The following is a 14,244-nucleotide window of genomic DNA, read 5'->3' as shown; positions in this document are numbered from 1 at the left end:
GCTAGAACCCCCCGCCGCCCCCGCCATCCTGTGCGAGGTTGCTGAAGCGACTGTAGTGCCCCTGGAACCCCACCACAATGGTCTTCGTGGGCCCGTTGCGGTGCTTGGCCACGATCAGGTCCGCCTCGCCGGCGCGGGGGGACTCCTTGTCGTACACGTCCTCGCGGTGCAGCAGGATCACCATGTCCGCGTCCTGCTCGATCGAGCCGGACTCGCGCAGGTCGGACACCTGCGGCCGCTTGTCCGTCCTCTGCTCGGACCCACGGTTCAGCTGGCTCAACGCGATCACCGGCACGTCGAGCTCCTTGGCCAGCAGCTTCAGGGCACGGGAGAACTCGGCGACCTCCTGCTGACGGGACTCGACCTTCTTGCCCGAGCTCATGAGCTGCAGGTAGTCCAGCACCACCATCTTGAGGTTGTTCTTCTGCTTGAGCCGCCGGCACTTGGCGCGGATCTCCATCATGGTCATGTTCGGGGAGTCGTCGATGAAGAACGGCGCCTCGTTCAGCCGCCCCACGGTCGCGGCGATCTTGGACCACTGGTCGTCCCGGATGGTGCCCTTGCGCAGGTCCTGCAGCGCGATCGTCGCCTCGGCGCTCAAGAGCCTCATGGCGATCTCGTTCTTGCCCATCTCGAGGCTGAAGAACACGGTGGCCATGTTGTGGTGGATGGCCGCGGCCCGCGCGAAGTCCAGCGCGAGCGTGGACTTGCCGACGGCGGGGCGCGCCGCGATCACGATCATCTGTCCGCCGTGCAGGCCCTGCGTCAGCTCGTCGAAGTCGTAGAAGTCGGTGGGGACGCCCGTCAGGCCCTCCCCCTGGTTGCCGGCCGCCTCGATCTCGTCGACGGCGTGCTCCATGATCTCCGCGAGGCGCACGTAGTCCTCGGACTGGCGGTTCTCCGCCACCTTGTAGATCTCGGACTGCGCCTCGTTGACGATCTCCTCGACCTCGCCGTCGCCCTGATACCCCAGCTGGGTGATCTTGGTGCCGGCGGTGACGAGGCGCCGCAGGACGGCCTTCTCCGCCACGATCTCCGCATAGAAGCTCGCGTTGGCGGCCGTGGGCACGGACTGGATGAGCTCGTGCAGCACGGCGGGGCCGCCCACGCGGCTGAGCTCCTGGCGCTTGTTCAGCAGGTCCGCCACGGTGACGGCGTCCGCGGGCTCACCGCGGCCGTAGAGGTCGATGATCGCCTCGTAGATCATCTCGTGGCTGGGCCGGTAGAAGTCGTGGCCGCGCAGCAGCTCCACCACGTCCGCGATCGCGTCCTTGGAGAGCATCATGCCGCCCAGCACCGAACGCTCCGCCTCCAGGTCCTGGGGCGGCAGGAAGCGTTCAGAGGAACGGCCGCCGTCGTAGGAGCCCGAGTCTCCGTAGTTCTCAGTCAACGTCCGGAGACTCCCTTCCCACAGCCCGCACGACGGCGGCCCTCGCCGGTCTTCCCGGCCCTGATTCCTCTGTTGTCACCGCCCGTGCCGCCGCACCCTCCTGCAGGCGGACGGTGCGACGGTCCCCGGGGCGACGGTCCGAGCGGATGCGCGCCTGTCAGTGGTCACCTGCGGCCAATACCCGCCCTCGCGTTGGGGATACCACGCGACACTACGCGCGCCGTGGAGGCTGGGCAACCGCGTTTCCCACAGGCCTTGTGGACAACGTGTGGATTCAGCGGCGTGTCGTGTGGATCGCCTGGGGACCGCGCTGGGGACAACCGCTCGACCACTCCCAGAATCCGGCTCTGACCTGGGACGATGCGATCCCCAGCGCTGTGGAGGAAGATTCTCCACCCCCCCTTTCGGCCCCGTCGATCCAACTTGACAGCACCCTCGTTTGCGCCCTCATCACACCGCCTGGTACACGCCTATCCACACCGTCGTCCACACCCTCCACATCTGTGGACAACTCCTGTGGACAAGGTGCCCGGATCTGGGGACGGCGAAGTTGACAGCGTCTGCGCGCGGCCCGCGTCGCAGGTCAACGCGCCCTCTCCGGGCCGTCCTGGCCGCCGTCGTCGCCCTGTCCGTCGCCACCGAACAGGGCCGCCGCGATGGCCACCACGCGCGCGACGGCGGGGTCCCCGCGGCCGGCCCGCCAGATCAGCTGCACGTCCAACGGCGGTCCGGCATCCTCCAGTTCGGCCCAGCCCACGGCCTCGCCACGGATGTTCTCCCGCACCGAGTCCACGGTCAGGGCCAGCCCGACGCCGGCGTCGACGAGCACCACCTGGGACCAGGAGTCGGGGGCCTGCTGCACGATGCGCGGCACGAAGCCGGCCGCCTGCGCGAGCGCGGGCAGCCGGGCGCCCAGCGCGGAGGCGGGCCCGCCGGGGATGGTGATCCAGCGGTCCTCGGCGAGGTCCGCGAGCGCCACCGTCGCGGCGCCCCACAGCCGATGCCCCGGTGGCAGGGCGACCACGAGGCGCTCCTGGGCGAGCACCCGCGCGTCGACGGCGGGCGGCACGTAGTCCCACCGGCCGAGGCACAGATCGAGCTCCCCCTCGAGCACCCGTTCGAGCCCCTGCGGCGAGAAGTGCGCGCTCTCCAACTCGAGCCGCAGCCCGGGGGCCCGCGACTGCACCTCACGGGCGAGTCGCGCCACGGGCCGGATGGCCGACGCGCTCGCGAAACCGAGACGCACCCGCCCCCGTCTCCCCCGCGACCGCACCGCGTACGGCCTCCCCCGCCCGCTCGGCGGCGTGCACCAGGTCCTCGGCCACCGGCACGAGCACCTCCCCGGCGGGCGTCAGCGCCACCTTCCGCGTCGTCCGCTCGAACAGCGCGGCGCCGAGGGTTCGCTCGAGGCCTTTCACGAGCCGACTCAGTGCGGGCTGCGTCAGGTTCACCCGCTGGGCTGCCCGGCCGAAGTGCAGCTCTTCGGCGACGGCCAGGAACGCCCGCGCATGGTGGACCTCCACGGGCCCTCCTCTCCCGGCCGCCCCGGGCCGCCCCGCACCGATGACTCCGGCGCATCAGTGACCCCCACAAGAGTCATTGGACGGAATGAAAGCACGGTGCTTGGGTGGGATGCATCATCGTGTCGTCCGCCACAGTGAGGAGTCCGCCGTGCCCCCGGCCACCACCGCCCCCTCCCCGGCCTCGCTCCCCCTCGACGGCGTCCTCGTCGCCGACTTCTCCCGCGTCCTCGCCGGCCCGCTCGCCACCATGACCCTGGCGGACCTCGGAGCGCGCGTCATCAAGGTGGAGCACCCCGAGCGCGGCGACGACACCCGCGGCTGGGCCCCGCCCCGCTCGGCGACGGGTGCCACCTACTTCGAGTCCGTGAACCGCAACAAGGAGTCGGTCGGCTGGGATCTGAAGGACCCCGAGGACCAGCGGCGGGCCGCCGCCCTGGCCGCCCGGGCCGACGTCGTGGTCCACAACCTCAAGCCCGGCACCATGGAGCGCCTCGGCCTGGGCTACGACGACGTCGCGCGGGAGAACCCGTCCGTGGTCTACGCCGCCGTCTCCGGCTTCGGCGACCGCGAGGGCCGGGACCTGCCCGGCTACGACTTCATCGTCCAGGCCGCGGGCGGGCTCATGAGCATCACCGGCGAACCGGACGCCCCGATGAAGGCGGGCGTCGCCCTCGTGGACGTGCTCACGGCCAAGGACCTCACCGCCGGCGTGCTCGCTGCCCTGCTGCGCCGCGAGCGCACCGGGGAGGGCGCCCACCTGCGGCTGAACCTGCTCTCCTCGCTGCAGGGGGCGCTCGCCAACCAGGGCCAGGCCTGGCTCGGCGCCGACGTCGTCCCGCGGCGGATGGGCAACGACCACCCCTCGATCGCCCCCTATCAGCTGCTGGCGTGCCGGGACGCGCCGCTCGCCGTCGCCATCGGCAACGACGCGCAGTTCCGCACCTTCGCCGCGGCCCTCGGCGTCCCCGAGCTCGCCGAGGACCCGCGCTTCACCACGAACACGGAGCGCGTCGAGCACCGCGAGGAGCTGCGCACCGCCCTGGAGGACGCGCTCTCGGCCGAGACGGCCGCCCACTGGCGGGACGTGCTGCAGGCCGAGCGGCTCCCGGTCGGCCTCGTGTCCACCGTCGCCGAGGGCGTCGAGCTGGCCGAGTCCCTCGGCCTCGAGCCGACCATCGAGGTCCAGGACCGCTCCGGCACCCCCGCCGGCCGGCAGTTCCGCCACCCGGTGCAGTGGGACCCGCCCGTCGCGCACCCGCGCCACGCGCCGCCCGCGCTCGGCGCGGACACGGCGGCCGTCAACACCTGGCTCGACGCCCGCTGACCACCCCGCAGAGAGGACCCCCGCCATGACCACCCCGTTCCACGCCGAAGCCGACTCGTTCCTCGGCCGCGCCGACGTCGTCGGCCTGGACTCCCTGTTCTCCGCCGAGGAGAAGGCCGTCGCACTGCAGGTGCGCGGCTTCGTGGACGAGCACATCCGCCCGCACATCGCCCGCTGGTACGACGACGCCGTGTTCCCGCGCGAGATCGTCCCCGAGCTGGGCCGCCTCGGCGTGCTCGGCATGCCCTACGAGGGCCACGGCATGCCCGGCCGTTCGGCGGTGGAGTACGGCCTCGCCGCGCAGGAGCTCGAGGCCGGCGACTCCGGCCTGCGCACCTTCGTCTCCGTGCAGGGCTCGCTCGCGATGGGCGCGATCCACAAGCACGGCTCCGAGGAGCAGAAGGCACAGTGGCTGCCGCGCATGACCACCGGCGAGGCGGTCGGCTGCTTCGGCCTCACCGAGCCGGGCGCCGGCTCGGACCCGGCCTCCATGACGACGACGGCCCGCCAGGAGCCCGGCGGCGACTGGGTGCTCGACGGGGTCAAGCGGTGGATCGGGCTGGCCACCCTGGCCGACGTCGCGATCATCTGGGCGCAGACCGGCGAGCCCGGTGACGGGCGCGGGGTGCGCGGCTTCGTGGTCCCCACGGACACCCCCGGCTTCCGTGCCGAGGCGATCACCCAGAAGCTGTCCATGCGGGCCTCGGTGCAGTGCGAGATCCACCTCGACGGCGTGCGCCTGCCCGCCTCGGCGATGCTGCCGTCCGACTCCGCCGTCGGGCTCAAGGGCCCCTTCCAGTGCCTCAACGAGGCCCGCTACGGGATCATCTGGGGCGCGATGGGCGCCGCCCGCGACTCCTTCGACGCCGTCCTCGACTACGCGATGCAGCGGCAGCAATTCGGGGTGCCGCTGGCCTCCCACCAGCTGACGCAGGCCAAGCTCGCGGACATGGCCGTGGCCATCGGCAAGGGCTACCTGCTGGCGCACCAGATCGGCCGCGCCAAGGACGCCGGCCCGCTCACCCCCGCCATGATCTCCGCCGGCAAGCTGGACAACTGCCGCGTGGCCATCGGCATCGCGCGGGAGGCCCGCGAGATGCTCGGCGGCAACGGCATCACCCTGGAGCACTCGCCGCTGCGGCACGCGAACAACCTCGAGTCCGTGCGCACCTACGAGGGCACGGACGAGGTCCACCAGCTCACGCTCGGCCGGCACCTCACGGGCATCGGCGCGTTCGCCCCGGCCCGCTGAGCCCCGCCCCCGGGCTCAGGCGTCGTCGGCGGGCGCCTCGGGCGCCGGGGCCTCCTCGGCGACGGAGGCGAGGATCGGGGTGGCCGGCAGCTTCCGCACGCGCTTGGGGCGGCGGGCGCGGGCGGGGATGAGGGCGCGCATGTTCTCGGTCTTGCCGAAGCAGAGCAGCCGGTCGCCCTCCTCGAGGACCTTGGTGTCCGCGGGGTTGGGGAACACGGAGGTGCCGCGGTGCAGGGTGAGCACTTGCAGGTCCTTCGCGAGCAGCCCGGAGTCCTCGATGGACTGGCCCACCCAGCCGGAGCCGGCGTGCACGGTGATCTCACCGACCCCGTACCCGGTGGACACGGCCAGGCGCTGGCGCACGTCGATGTCGGGGAAGCCGGCCTGGTCCGCCACGTAGTCGATGATCGCACCGGCCACGTCCAGGTCCGTGGCGGCCTCGATGCCCTGCAGCCCCGGGGAGGAGTTCACCTCCATGACCAGCGGGCCGTGCTCGCCCTCGAGCATGTCCACCCCGGCCACGCGCAGGCCCATGATGTGGGCCGCCCGCACGGCGGTCTCCGCGTACTCGGGCGAGAGCTCGACGCGCTCCACGGTGCCGCCGCGGTGCACGTTGGAGCGGAACTCGTCCCCCTGGGCCCGGCGGCGCATCGCGGCCACCACGCGGTCCCCCACCACGAGCGCGCGGATGTCCGTGCCCTTGGACTCCTCCACGAACCGCTGGATGAGCACCTGCTGGTTGGTGCCGTGCAGCGTCTCGATGATCGCCTCGGCCACCTTCTTGGTCGGCGCCAGGATCACGCCGATGCCCTGGGTGCCCTCGAGCAGCTTGATCACCACGGGCGCCCCGCCCACCATGTCGATCGCCGTGGAGACCTCGCCGCGGTTGCGCACGAACACGGTGGCGGGCATGTCGATCTCGTGGCGGGAGAGGATCTGGGTGGCCCGCAGCTTGTCCCGCGAGTTCATGATCCCGGCGGCCGTGTTGGGCGTGTAGACGTCCATCTGCTCGAACTGGCGCACCACGGCGGTGCCGAAGTAGGTCACCGAGTTGCCGATGCGCGGCAGGACGGCGTCGTAGCCGGAGAGGGGGCGGCCGCGGAACATCAGATCGGGCTCGTCCGAGCTGAGGTCGATGCCGAAGCGCAGGGTGTCCAGGACCTTCACCTGGTGGCCGCGCTCGAGCGCCGCGGTCTTGAGGCGCTGCGTCGAGTAGGCGCGCAGGGAACGGGAGAGGATGGCGAGCTTCATGACCGCTTTCCTGGGAGGATGAGGGGCGTGTCTGAATCTAAGCACACGGCCCCGGCCCCCCACGGCGTGCCCCCCACCGACGACGGCGCCGCTCGCCCGGGGCTGGTGGGCTGGCGCGAATGGGTCGGCCTGCCCGCCGCCCACACCCCCTGGATCAAGGCCAAGATCGACACCGGCGCCCGCACCTCCGCGCTCCACGCCTTCGGCATCGAGCGGTTCGCCCGCGACGGCGCCGCGTGGGTCCGGTTCGAGGTGCACCCGTGGCAGACCTCGGCCGCGGATGCGCGGACGGCCGAGCTGCCGGTGGCCGATCTGCGCACGGTCCGCTCCTCGAACGGCGAGGCGCAGGAGCGCGTCGTCGTCGTGATGCCGCTGACCCTGGCCGGCCGGACGATCGAGGCGGAGGTGACCCTGACCCACCGGGACGAGATGGGCTTCCGCATGCTCGTGGGGCGCACCGCGCTGGCCGCCGGCGGCCTCCTCGTGGACCCCGCCGCCTCGTACGTGGGCGGGCAGCCGCCGCGCGGCGTGCGCCGCCGGAACCGGGGACGCGCGTGAGCCGTCGCCCCGCCCGCGCCCCCTTCGCGTTCGGCGGGGTCGAGGTGCCGGCCGGCCGCCGCCACGAGCTGTCCCTGCCGATCTCCCAGCTCGTCACGGGTGCGGACGTCACCTTGCCCGTGCACGTGCTGCACGGCCGCGAGGACGGGCCCACCGTGTGGGTCTCCGCCGCGATCCACGGGGACGAGGTGGCCGGCGTCGAGATCGTCCGCCGCGTCCTGGAGCGCCTGCAGCCCACGCAGCTGCGCGGCACCCTGCTGGCCGTGCCCATCGTCAACGTGCTCGGCGTGATGGCCGGGGACCGCTACCTGCCGGACCGCCGCGACCTGAACCGCTCCTTCCCCGGCTCCGCCCGGGGCTCGCTGGCCTCGCGCATCGCGCACCTGATGATGACCGAGGTGATCGGCCGCTGCACCGTGGGCATCGACCTGCACACCGGCGCGGACCGCCGCTCCAACCTGCCGCAGATCCGCTGTGACCTGGAGGACCCCCAGACCCGCGCGCTCGCCGAGGCGTTCGGCGCGCCCGTGCTCTTCCACGCCCGCCTGCGGGACGGCTCCCTGCGCGCCGCGGCCCGCGAGACCGGCGCGCGCGTGCTGCTCTACGAGGCCGGTGAGGCCTGGCGGTTCGACGAGTACGCGATCGCCCCCGGCGTGGACGGGGTCCTGCGCGTGCTCGCGGCCCTGGACATGGTGGATCCCGCGGACGTCGGGCTCACCGAGCCCGGGCCGGACGCCGTCGTCGACGCCCCCGGTCCGCTGCCCGGCGAGGTCCCCGAGGAGCGGACCACGGACGTGCCCGAGGCGACCGACGCCACCGGCGAGGACACCGCCGCCGTGCACCCCGACGTCGTCGACGGCGAGCAGGACGCCCCGTACCTGGTGTGGCACTCCACGTGGGTGCGCGCCCGCGCGGACGGCCTCGTGCACCTGGACGTCGCGCTCGGCGAACGCGTGAGCGCCGGGGACCGGATCGGCGCGCTCTACAACTCGTTCGGCCGCCGCCTCGCGCACGTGAAGGCCGAGCTGACCGGCGTGGTCATCGGCCGCACCGAGGCACCCCTGGTGCACCGCGGCGACGCCCTCGTGCACATCGGGGGATGGGACGCATGAGCAGCGGCGGGGCGCCGTCCGCGCGTCGGAGCCGCCCGGCTCAGGCCGGGGACGGGCGCCGGGCGATGGCCCGGCCGCCGTGCACGAGCCGGTAGTAGAGCAGCAGCGCCACCCCGACGCCGCCGGAGAGCAGGTACATCACCGGGATCCCGACGGCGGCCACCACCGCGCCGAGCACCATGGGGCCGAGGCCGGTGCCGAGGTCCAGGAGCAGGAAGAACGTGCCCGTGGCGACGCCGATCTCGGTGGGCCGGACCACCTTGATCGCGATGGTCTGGAACACGCTCACCACGGGCCCGTAGGTCAGCCCCAGCAGGGCGCCGGCCACGAGCATGCCCGCCGGCTCCCGCCACAGCGCCAGCACCGCGTAGGAGACGGCCATGCCCGCGAGGATCGGGTAGGCGACGGCGTTGTCCCCGTGCCGGTCGTGCAGCACGCCCAGGACGGCGCGGCCCACGATGGTGCCCGCGGCGAAGAGCAGGAAGAACAGGCTCGGCACCATCGCCGGGTAGCCCTGCTGCTGCGCGAACGTGGCCATGAACGCGAGGATGCCGCCGTACATGAACCCGGAGGCCAGGGCCACGCCCGCCGCCGGCGCCACCTCCGCGGAGAACACGTCCGCCCGGTGCAGCCGGAACCGGCCCGTCAGCGGCGGCTCGGGCACGCGCAGGAACAGGGCGATCAGCAGGGCCATGCCCGTGAAGCCGATGCACGCCCGGAACAGGGCGTCGTAGCCGAGGGCCGTGCTCAGCTGCAGGGCCACCATCGGCCCGACGGCGCCCGCGAGCGTCATGGACGTGGAGAACCAGCCGGTGCCCTCGGAGCGGCGCACGGGCGGGACGATCCGCTGCACGGCCGTGGCCAGCACGGTGCCGGCCGCGCCGAAGCACATGCCGTTGAGCAGCCGTACCACGGTCAGTGCGGCCAGGGAGTCCGCCCACAAGTACGCCGCCGTCGTGAGGACGTAGCAGGCCAAGGCGACGAGCAGGACCCGCCGCCGCCCCCACGCGAAGGTGGCGGGCGTCGTCGTCATGCGGGTGAGGACCGCGCCCAGCACGAACGCCCCCACCACGACGCCGGCCTCCGCGTCCGACGCGCCGAAGGACGTGACGGCGTAGAGCGCCATGGCGGTCATGAGCGTGTAGAAGATCATCGCCACGAACAGGTAGGTGGCGCTGACGAGGATGAACGGGCGCGTCCACAGGGGCGGGCGCGGGGCCGCCGTCGAGCCGGCGGGGTCGGAGGGCGGTGGGGCGGAGGGCATGATCTCCATGTTCCCCCACGGCACGAGGCCCCGGCCCGCTCGTGAAGAGCAGACCGGGGCCTCGGGTGCGTCGCGTGCGCGACGGGTTCAGAAGCGGATGATCACTTCTTGGCCTTGGCGGCCACGACCACCAGCTGGACGGTCGCGATGACGTCCTCGTGCAGGCGGACCTGGGCCTCGTGGTTGCCCACGGACTTGATGTGCGCCGGCAGGGTGATCGAGCGCTTGTCCACGGAGCCGAGGCCGGCGGCCTCGATCGCCTCGGCGACGTCGGCGGTCTGGACGGCGCCGAACAGGCGGCCCTCCGCACCGGCGGTGCGCTCGAGCTTCACGGTGGCGGACTGGAGCTGCGCGGCCTGGGCCTGCGCGTCCTCCAGGTTCGCCGTGGCGCGGGCCGCGCGGGCCTTCTGCAGGGACTCGACCTGCTTCTCCCCGCCCTTGGTCCACACGGTGGCGAAACCGCGCGGGAGCAGGTAGTTGCGGGCGTACCCGTTCTTGACCTCGACCACGTCACCGGAGGTGCCGAGACCGGCCACTTCCTGGGTCAGGATGAGCTTTGCCATCTGGGTGTTCCTTCCTTCGCTCGCTCGATCAGCCGCGGCCGGCGCCGGCGTAGGGCAGCAGGGCCACCTCGCGGGCGTTCTTGACGGCCTGGGCGATCTTGCGCTGCTCCTGGACGGTCACGCCGGTCACGCGACGGGCGCGGATCTTGCCGCGGTCGGAGATGAACTTGCGCAGCAGGGCCACGTCCTTGTAGTCGATCTCGGTGATCTTGGCGGCCTTGAGCGGGTTGGACTTCGGTTTGGGCTTGCGGAGTTCAGCCTTCGCCATCGTGGTGCTCCTTCAGAGTTCTCTGGAGCCCGCAGAACGGTTCTGCGGGATGGGATCACGCGGTGTCCCGTGCGGGGCACGGGGCCGTGTGCAGTGCGGCCCGGCGGTGCCGGGTCGCGGGTGGGATGGGCCGCCGGGGCGGCCCTCCGGGCGACGTGCGCCCGGACGGAGAGGTCCGTGGTGGTCCGTGTCCGTCGCGGCCGTGGGGGCCGCGTCCGGTCAGTGCAGGATCAGAACGGGGGCTCGTTGGAGGACGGGGTGTCCCATCCGCCGCCGCCACCGCCGCCGGACCAGGGGTCCTGCGGCGCGGCCTGGCCGCCGCCCTGCTGCTGGCCGCCCCAACCGCCGCCCTGCTGGGCGCCGCCGAAGCCGCCGTCGTTGTTCCCCCCGAAGCCGCCGCCGGCCGGGGCGCCGCCGACGCCGCCCCCCTGCTGGCCGCCGCCGAAGCCACCGCCGCCACCACCGCCGCGCTGGGCGCGGGTGACCTTGGCCGTGGCGAACCGCAGCGCCGGGCCGACCTCGTCCACGTCCAGCTCCCAGCTGGTGCGACGGTTGCCGTCCCGGTCGTCGTAGGAGCGCGCCCTGAGGCGGCCCTGCACGATCACGCGCATGCCCTTGGTCAGCGACTCCGCCACGTTCTCCGCGGCCTCGCGCCAGACCGAGCAGCGCAGGAACAGCGCTTCGCCGTCCTTCCACTCGTTGGTCTGGCGGTCGAACGTGCGGGGCGTGGACGCGACGGTGAAGTTCGCGACGGCCGCGCCGTTCGGGGTGAAGCGCAGCTCCGGGTCGGCGGTGAGGTTGCCGACCACGGTGATGACGGTCTCGCCTGCCATGGTCACTCCTGTCTTCGGGGGTTCTGCCGGTCAGTGACCGGATCCGGGGATCCGGGACTGCTCAGCGGGGTTCCGGTGGGGGCGTCGGGGACTGATCCGATGCTCTCAGACCCTCCGGACACGGTACGAGGATCACTCAGCGGTGATCTTCTGCTCCTCCGGACGGATGATCTTGGTGCGCAGGATCGTCTCGTTGAGGTTCAGCAGACGGTCCAGCTCCTGGGTGGCGGCCGGCTCCGACTGGAAGTTGACGACCACGTAGATGGCCTCGGACTTCTTCTGGATCTCGTAGGCGGTCTTGCGGCGACCCCACACGTCGATGTTGTCGACGGTGCCGCCGGCGTTCGTGACGACCTCGAGGTACTTCTTCAGGGTCGGCTCCACGGTGCGCTCGTCGACCTCAGGGTCGATCAGCACCATCAGCTCATAAGCACGCATGCGAACCCACCTCCTCTGGGCTTGCGGCCGCGGTCTCTCCGCGGCAGGAGGTTCTGCGTTCTCCCCTTACGCATGCATCCGCACTCTTCGGCGGCACGCAGGGGATCCCGTCAAGAATACCAGCATTGCGCCTCCGCAGATGAGGTGCCACCCCTAGGGGGCCGTGGGGTGGCCGGGGCTTGCCCTCGGTCGACGACGACGTACCTTGGAAGGAGGACACACATCCTGTGTCAAACCCCTCTCACGTTTCGGAGCATCCATGTCAGAGTCCACGTCGGCAGCGCCCCAGCCGTCCCAGTCCGTCCCCTCCCGCCGCCGAGTCGCCAGCAGCCTCGCGTGGGCGGTGCCGACCGTCGTCGCCGCCGCCGCTGCCCCCGCCGAGGCGGCCAGCCCTCTCCCGCGGATCGACCGCGTGTTCAGTATCCGCCGCGCCACCACAGCAGCCGTGCCCGGCGCGTCGGTGTCGGCCTGCGGCTCGGGTTCGACCCGCTTGAGCGTCACCACGGACGACGTCAATACCTACTACCGGATCGCCAATGTGCGCACCGGCTCCACGGTGACGGATGTGACCGCCTCCGTCCTGGTGCAGAAGGACATGGTGGATGCGATGGGGTCTCGGAACCCCCTCACCTGGACGAGCGCCACGACGGACTGGAGCGCCCCCATCCGTGAGGTCTCCGGGACCGGCAGTCCGGTCCTGTACCCCAACAACGGCACCCAGTACTACCGCTACGTCAGCAAGCTCTCCACCCCGGTACCCGCCCCCGTCTCAGGCACCATCACCCTGCCGCGCATCGGGTGGTACAGCAACTGCAGCACAACCCTCGCCGGCGTGTCGGTCAGCGGCCGCGGCAGTGCCGTCGTGAACGGCATGACCTTGGACAATGTCGGCGGCTTTCGGACGCTGTGACCCCGGGCCCCGCCGGCTGACGCAGCCCCGCGCACGCCGCACGTGGCAGCCGTCATCCCCCGCCGCGCCTCACACCCCGCGGAAGAACTCCCGCACGGCCGCCGTCAGATGCTCCACGTCCCGCACGCCGCACATCTCGCGCGCCGAGTGCATGGACAGCAGGCCCAGGCCCACGTCCACGGTCCGGATGCCCAGGCGGGTCGCCGAGATCGGGCCGATGGTGGAGCCGCAGGGGACGTCGTTGTGGGAGACGAACTCCTGGAACGGCACCCCCGCCACGCCGCACCAACGGGCGAACGCGGCCTCTCCCCCCGCGTCGGTGGCGTAGCGCTGGTTGGCGTTGATCTTCAGCAGCGGGCCGTGGTTCACGCGCGGGTGGTTCACGGGATCGTGCCGCTCGGCGTAGTTCGGGTGCACCAGGTGGCCGGCGTCCGCGGACAGCAGCCAGGACCCCGCGATCGCCCGCGCCCGGCCCTGCCCGGCCACGCCGAGCACCTCGAGCACGCGCCCCATGACCTCCTCGAGCAGCGGCCCGGCCGCCCCGGACCGCGACGCCGACCCCAGCTCCTCGTGGTCGAACGCGGCGAGCAGCGGGATCACCGGGGCGCCGGCCGCCTCACCGGCCACCCCGCCCGCGACGGTCCCCTCGTACGCGATCGCCCCCTCAGCGCCACCGTGTTCGCGCGCCAGCTCCTCGAGCGCCACGAGGCCCGCGTGCACCGAGCTCAGGTTGTCCAGCCGGCCCGACGCGAAGAACTCGCCCGCCAGCCCGAAGAGTCCGGGCGCCTGGGCGTCGGCCACCACGACGTCGTGCCCGCGCACCGCGGCCGGGTCCACACCGGCGGCGGCCGCGAGCGCGGTCAGCACGTCACCGGGCACGCGGGCGGCCAGACCGTCGGCCTCCGCCTCGTCGGCGCCCTCGCCGCGCGGGTCGAGCGCCCCCACGACGGGGTTCGTGTGCCGCTGCCGCTTCAGCGTCAGCCCCTCGTTGACCTCGCGGTCCAGATGGATGGCCAGCTGCGGGATGCGCCCCACGGGCCCGGTCGCGGCGAGCACCTGCGTGCCGTCGTCGAGGGCGAGACGCCCGGCGAACCGCAGCTCGCGATCCAGCCACGAGTTCAGCAGCGGGCCGCCGTACACCTCGACACCGGCCTGCACCCAGCCGTCGGCCGTCACGGTGGCCGGGTTCGGCTTGAGCTTGAACCCCGGCGAGTCCGTGTGCGCGCCGAGCACGCGGAACACCGGCACGACGCCGGCGCTCGGCCCCGCCTCGTCCGGCCCGGCCACGCGCGGCTCAGCGCCCGCGGCCCGGCCCAGCGCCCCGGCGCCCGTCGGCACGATCCAGGCCACCGCCGCGCCGTCGCGCACCACCACATAGCCGCCCGGGGCCGACGGGAAGTCGACCGTCTCGTCCAGCCGGGTGAAGCCGACGGCCTCCAGACGGCGTGCGACCTCCTCCGCGGCGTGGTAGCTGGAGGGCGAGGCGGTCACGAACTCGGCCAGGTCCCGCAGGTGGGCGGGCATCTCGGCGACAATGTCACGGGTCACGGGGGTCATG

The 14,244-nt window shown here is 72.7% G+C and carries 15 protein-coding genes; 5 read left to right on the top strand and 10 right to left on the bottom strand.

The genetic code is table 11. The features are described from left to right. Position 1: 1 nt before the first annotated feature. The 3 genes from dnaB to ACTSKS_RS04875 form a co-directional block, all read right to left on the bottom strand. The gene (dnaB, locus tag ACTSKS_RS04885; protein WP_078025355.1) at positions 2-1,390 is read right to left on the bottom strand and encodes a replicative DNA helicase; all 1,389 of its coding nucleotides are present in this window, start codon (positions 1,388-1,390) and stop codon (positions 2-4) included. Between the two features lie 583 nt (positions 1,391-1,973). Then, on the bottom strand, positions 1,974-2,597 hold the full coding sequence (locus tag ACTSKS_RS04880) for a LysR family substrate-binding domain-containing protein (protein ID WP_258183800.1): 624 nt from the start codon (positions 2,595-2,597) through the stop codon (positions 1,974-1,976). Continuing rightward, a complete protein-coding gene (locus ACTSKS_RS04875; protein ID WP_391520229.1) occupies positions 2,578-2,913 on the bottom strand; it encodes a LysR family transcriptional regulator in 336 nt (111 codons plus the stop codon). Before ACTSKS_RS04875 ends, ACTSKS_RS04880 begins: the two co-directional genes overlap by 20 nt. 148 nt (positions 2,914-3,061) lie before the next feature. Here ACTSKS_RS04875 and ACTSKS_RS04870 point away from each other — a divergent pair, with 148 nt between their 5' ends. Both ACTSKS_RS04870 and ACTSKS_RS04865 read left to right on the top strand, forming a co-directional pair. Next, entirely contained in the window at positions 3,062-4,237 is a 1,176-nt protein-coding gene (locus ACTSKS_RS04870) for a CaiB/BaiF CoA transferase family protein (RefSeq protein ID WP_442927334.1), read from the top strand. A gap of 25 nt (positions 4,238-4,262) precedes the next feature. Beyond that, positions 4,263-5,489, top strand: a complete 1,227-nt coding sequence (locus tag ACTSKS_RS04865; protein WP_442927333.1) for an acyl-CoA dehydrogenase family protein — start codon at positions 4,263-4,265, stop codon at positions 5,487-5,489. A gap of 15 nt (positions 5,490-5,504) precedes the next feature. Here ACTSKS_RS04865 and rimK read toward each other — a convergent pair whose 3' ends face one another. Next, positions 5,505-6,740 carry a 30S ribosomal protein S6--L-glutamate ligase gene (gene rimK, locus ACTSKS_RS04860; protein WP_036314384.1) on the bottom strand — a complete coding sequence of 412 codons (1,236 nt, stop codon included), beginning with the start codon at positions 6,738-6,740 and terminating at the stop codon, positions 5,505-5,507. A 27-nt stretch (positions 6,741-6,767) separates the two neighbouring features. Between rimK and ACTSKS_RS04855 the strand changes: the two genes are divergently transcribed. After that, positions 6,768-7,298 carry an ATP-dependent zinc protease family protein gene (locus tag ACTSKS_RS04855; RefSeq protein WP_063188563.1) on the top strand — a complete coding sequence of 177 codons (531 nt, stop codon included), beginning with the start codon at positions 6,768-6,770 and terminating at the stop codon, positions 7,296-7,298. Further along, positions 7,295-8,410, top strand: coding sequence for a succinylglutamate desuccinylase/aspartoacylase family protein (locus tag ACTSKS_RS04850; protein WP_442927332.1), 1,116 nt, complete (start codon positions 7,295-7,297; stop codon positions 8,408-8,410). The genes ACTSKS_RS04855 and ACTSKS_RS04850 overlap by 4 nt, the downstream gene beginning before the upstream one ends. Positions 8,411-8,450: 40 nt before the next feature. Here ACTSKS_RS04850 and ACTSKS_RS04845 read toward each other — a convergent pair whose 3' ends face one another. The 5 genes from ACTSKS_RS04845 to rpsF all read right to left on the bottom strand — a co-directional run bounded on the left by ACTSKS_RS04845 (position 8,451) and on the right by rpsF (position 11,776). Then, on the bottom strand, positions 8,451-9,674 hold the full coding sequence (locus tag ACTSKS_RS04845) for an MFS transporter (protein ID WP_442927331.1): 1,224 nt from the start codon (positions 9,672-9,674) through the stop codon (positions 8,451-8,453). A gap of 101 nt (positions 9,675-9,775) precedes the next feature. Then, positions 9,776-10,237 carry a 50S ribosomal protein L9 gene (rplI, locus tag ACTSKS_RS04840; RefSeq protein WP_036338484.1) on the bottom strand — a complete coding sequence of 154 codons (462 nt, stop codon included), beginning with the start codon at positions 10,235-10,237 and terminating at the stop codon, positions 9,776-9,778. Positions 10,238-10,265: 28 nt separating this feature from the next. After that, positions 10,266-10,505 carry a 30S ribosomal protein S18 gene (rpsR, locus tag ACTSKS_RS04835; protein ID WP_002857788.1) on the bottom strand — a complete coding sequence of 80 codons (240 nt, stop codon included), beginning with the start codon at positions 10,503-10,505 and terminating at the stop codon, positions 10,266-10,268. A 230-nt stretch (positions 10,506-10,735) separates the two neighbouring features. Beyond that, entirely contained in the window at positions 10,736-11,338 is a 603-nt protein-coding gene (locus ACTSKS_RS04830) for a single-stranded DNA-binding protein (RefSeq protein WP_144860105.1), read from the bottom strand. Positions 11,339-11,470: 132 nt separating this feature from the next. Continuing rightward, on the bottom strand, positions 11,471-11,776 hold the full coding sequence (gene rpsF / locus ACTSKS_RS04825; protein ID WP_002857790.1) for a 30S ribosomal protein S6: 306 nt from the start codon (positions 11,774-11,776) through the stop codon (positions 11,471-11,473). 343 nt (positions 11,777-12,119) lie between these two features. On the opposite strand from rpsF, the gene ACTSKS_RS04820 reads away from it, so the two are divergent. Next, the gene (locus ACTSKS_RS04820) at positions 12,120-12,686 is read left to right on the top strand and encodes a hypothetical protein (RefSeq protein ID WP_144860102.1); all 567 of its coding nucleotides are present in this window, start codon (positions 12,120-12,122) and stop codon (positions 12,684-12,686) included. Positions 12,687-12,755: 69 nt separating this feature from the next. On the opposite strand, the gene ACTSKS_RS04815 is transcribed toward ACTSKS_RS04820, so the two are convergent. Continuing rightward, positions 12,756-14,243: a M18 family aminopeptidase gene (locus ACTSKS_RS04815; protein WP_442927330.1), complete on the bottom strand. Its 1,488-nt coding sequence runs from the start codon at positions 14,241-14,243 to the stop codon at positions 12,756-12,758. Between the last annotated feature and the right edge of the window lies 1 nt (position 14,244).

It is taken from the genome of Micrococcus sp. TCR-5 (assembly GCF_052220525.1).
GTDB classification, from domain to species: domain Bacteria; phylum Actinomycetota; class Actinomycetes; order Actinomycetales; family Micrococcaceae; genus Micrococcus; species Micrococcus luteus.
This window is presented reverse-complemented; position numbering and strand designations above follow the sequence as displayed.

Excerpts from the sequence above, each read along its gene's own strand:
- ACTSKS_RS04830 (WP_144860105.1), bottom strand. The coding sequence starts at position 11,338 with ATGGCAGGCGAGACCGTCATCACCGTGGTCGGCAACCTCACCGCCGAC.
- rpsF (WP_002857790.1), bottom strand. The coding sequence starts at position 11,776 with ATGCGTGCTTATGAGCTGATGGTGCTGATCGACCCTGAGGTCGACGAG.
- rimK (WP_036314384.1), bottom strand. The coding sequence starts at position 6,740 with ATGAAGCTCGCCATCCTCTCCCGTTCCCTGCGCGCCTACTCGACGCAG.
- rpsR (WP_002857788.1), bottom strand. The coding sequence starts at position 10,505 with ATGGCGAAGGCTGAACTCCGCAAGCCCAAACCGAAGTCCAACCCGCTC.
- rplI (WP_036338484.1), bottom strand. The coding sequence starts at position 10,237 with ATGGCAAAGCTCATCCTGACCCAGGAAGTGGCCGGTCTCGGCACCTCC.
- ACTSKS_RS04845 (WP_442927331.1), bottom strand. The coding sequence starts at position 9,674 with ATGCCCTCCGCCCCACCGCCCTCCGACCCCGCCGGCTCGACGGCGGCC.
- ACTSKS_RS04815 (WP_442927330.1), bottom strand. The coding sequence starts at position 14,243 with ATGACCCCCGTGACCCGTGACATTGTCGCCGAGATGCCCGCCCACCTG.
- ACTSKS_RS04865 (WP_442927333.1), top strand. The coding sequence starts at position 4,263 with ATGACCACCCCGTTCCACGCCGAAGCCGACTCGTTCCTCGGCCGCGCC.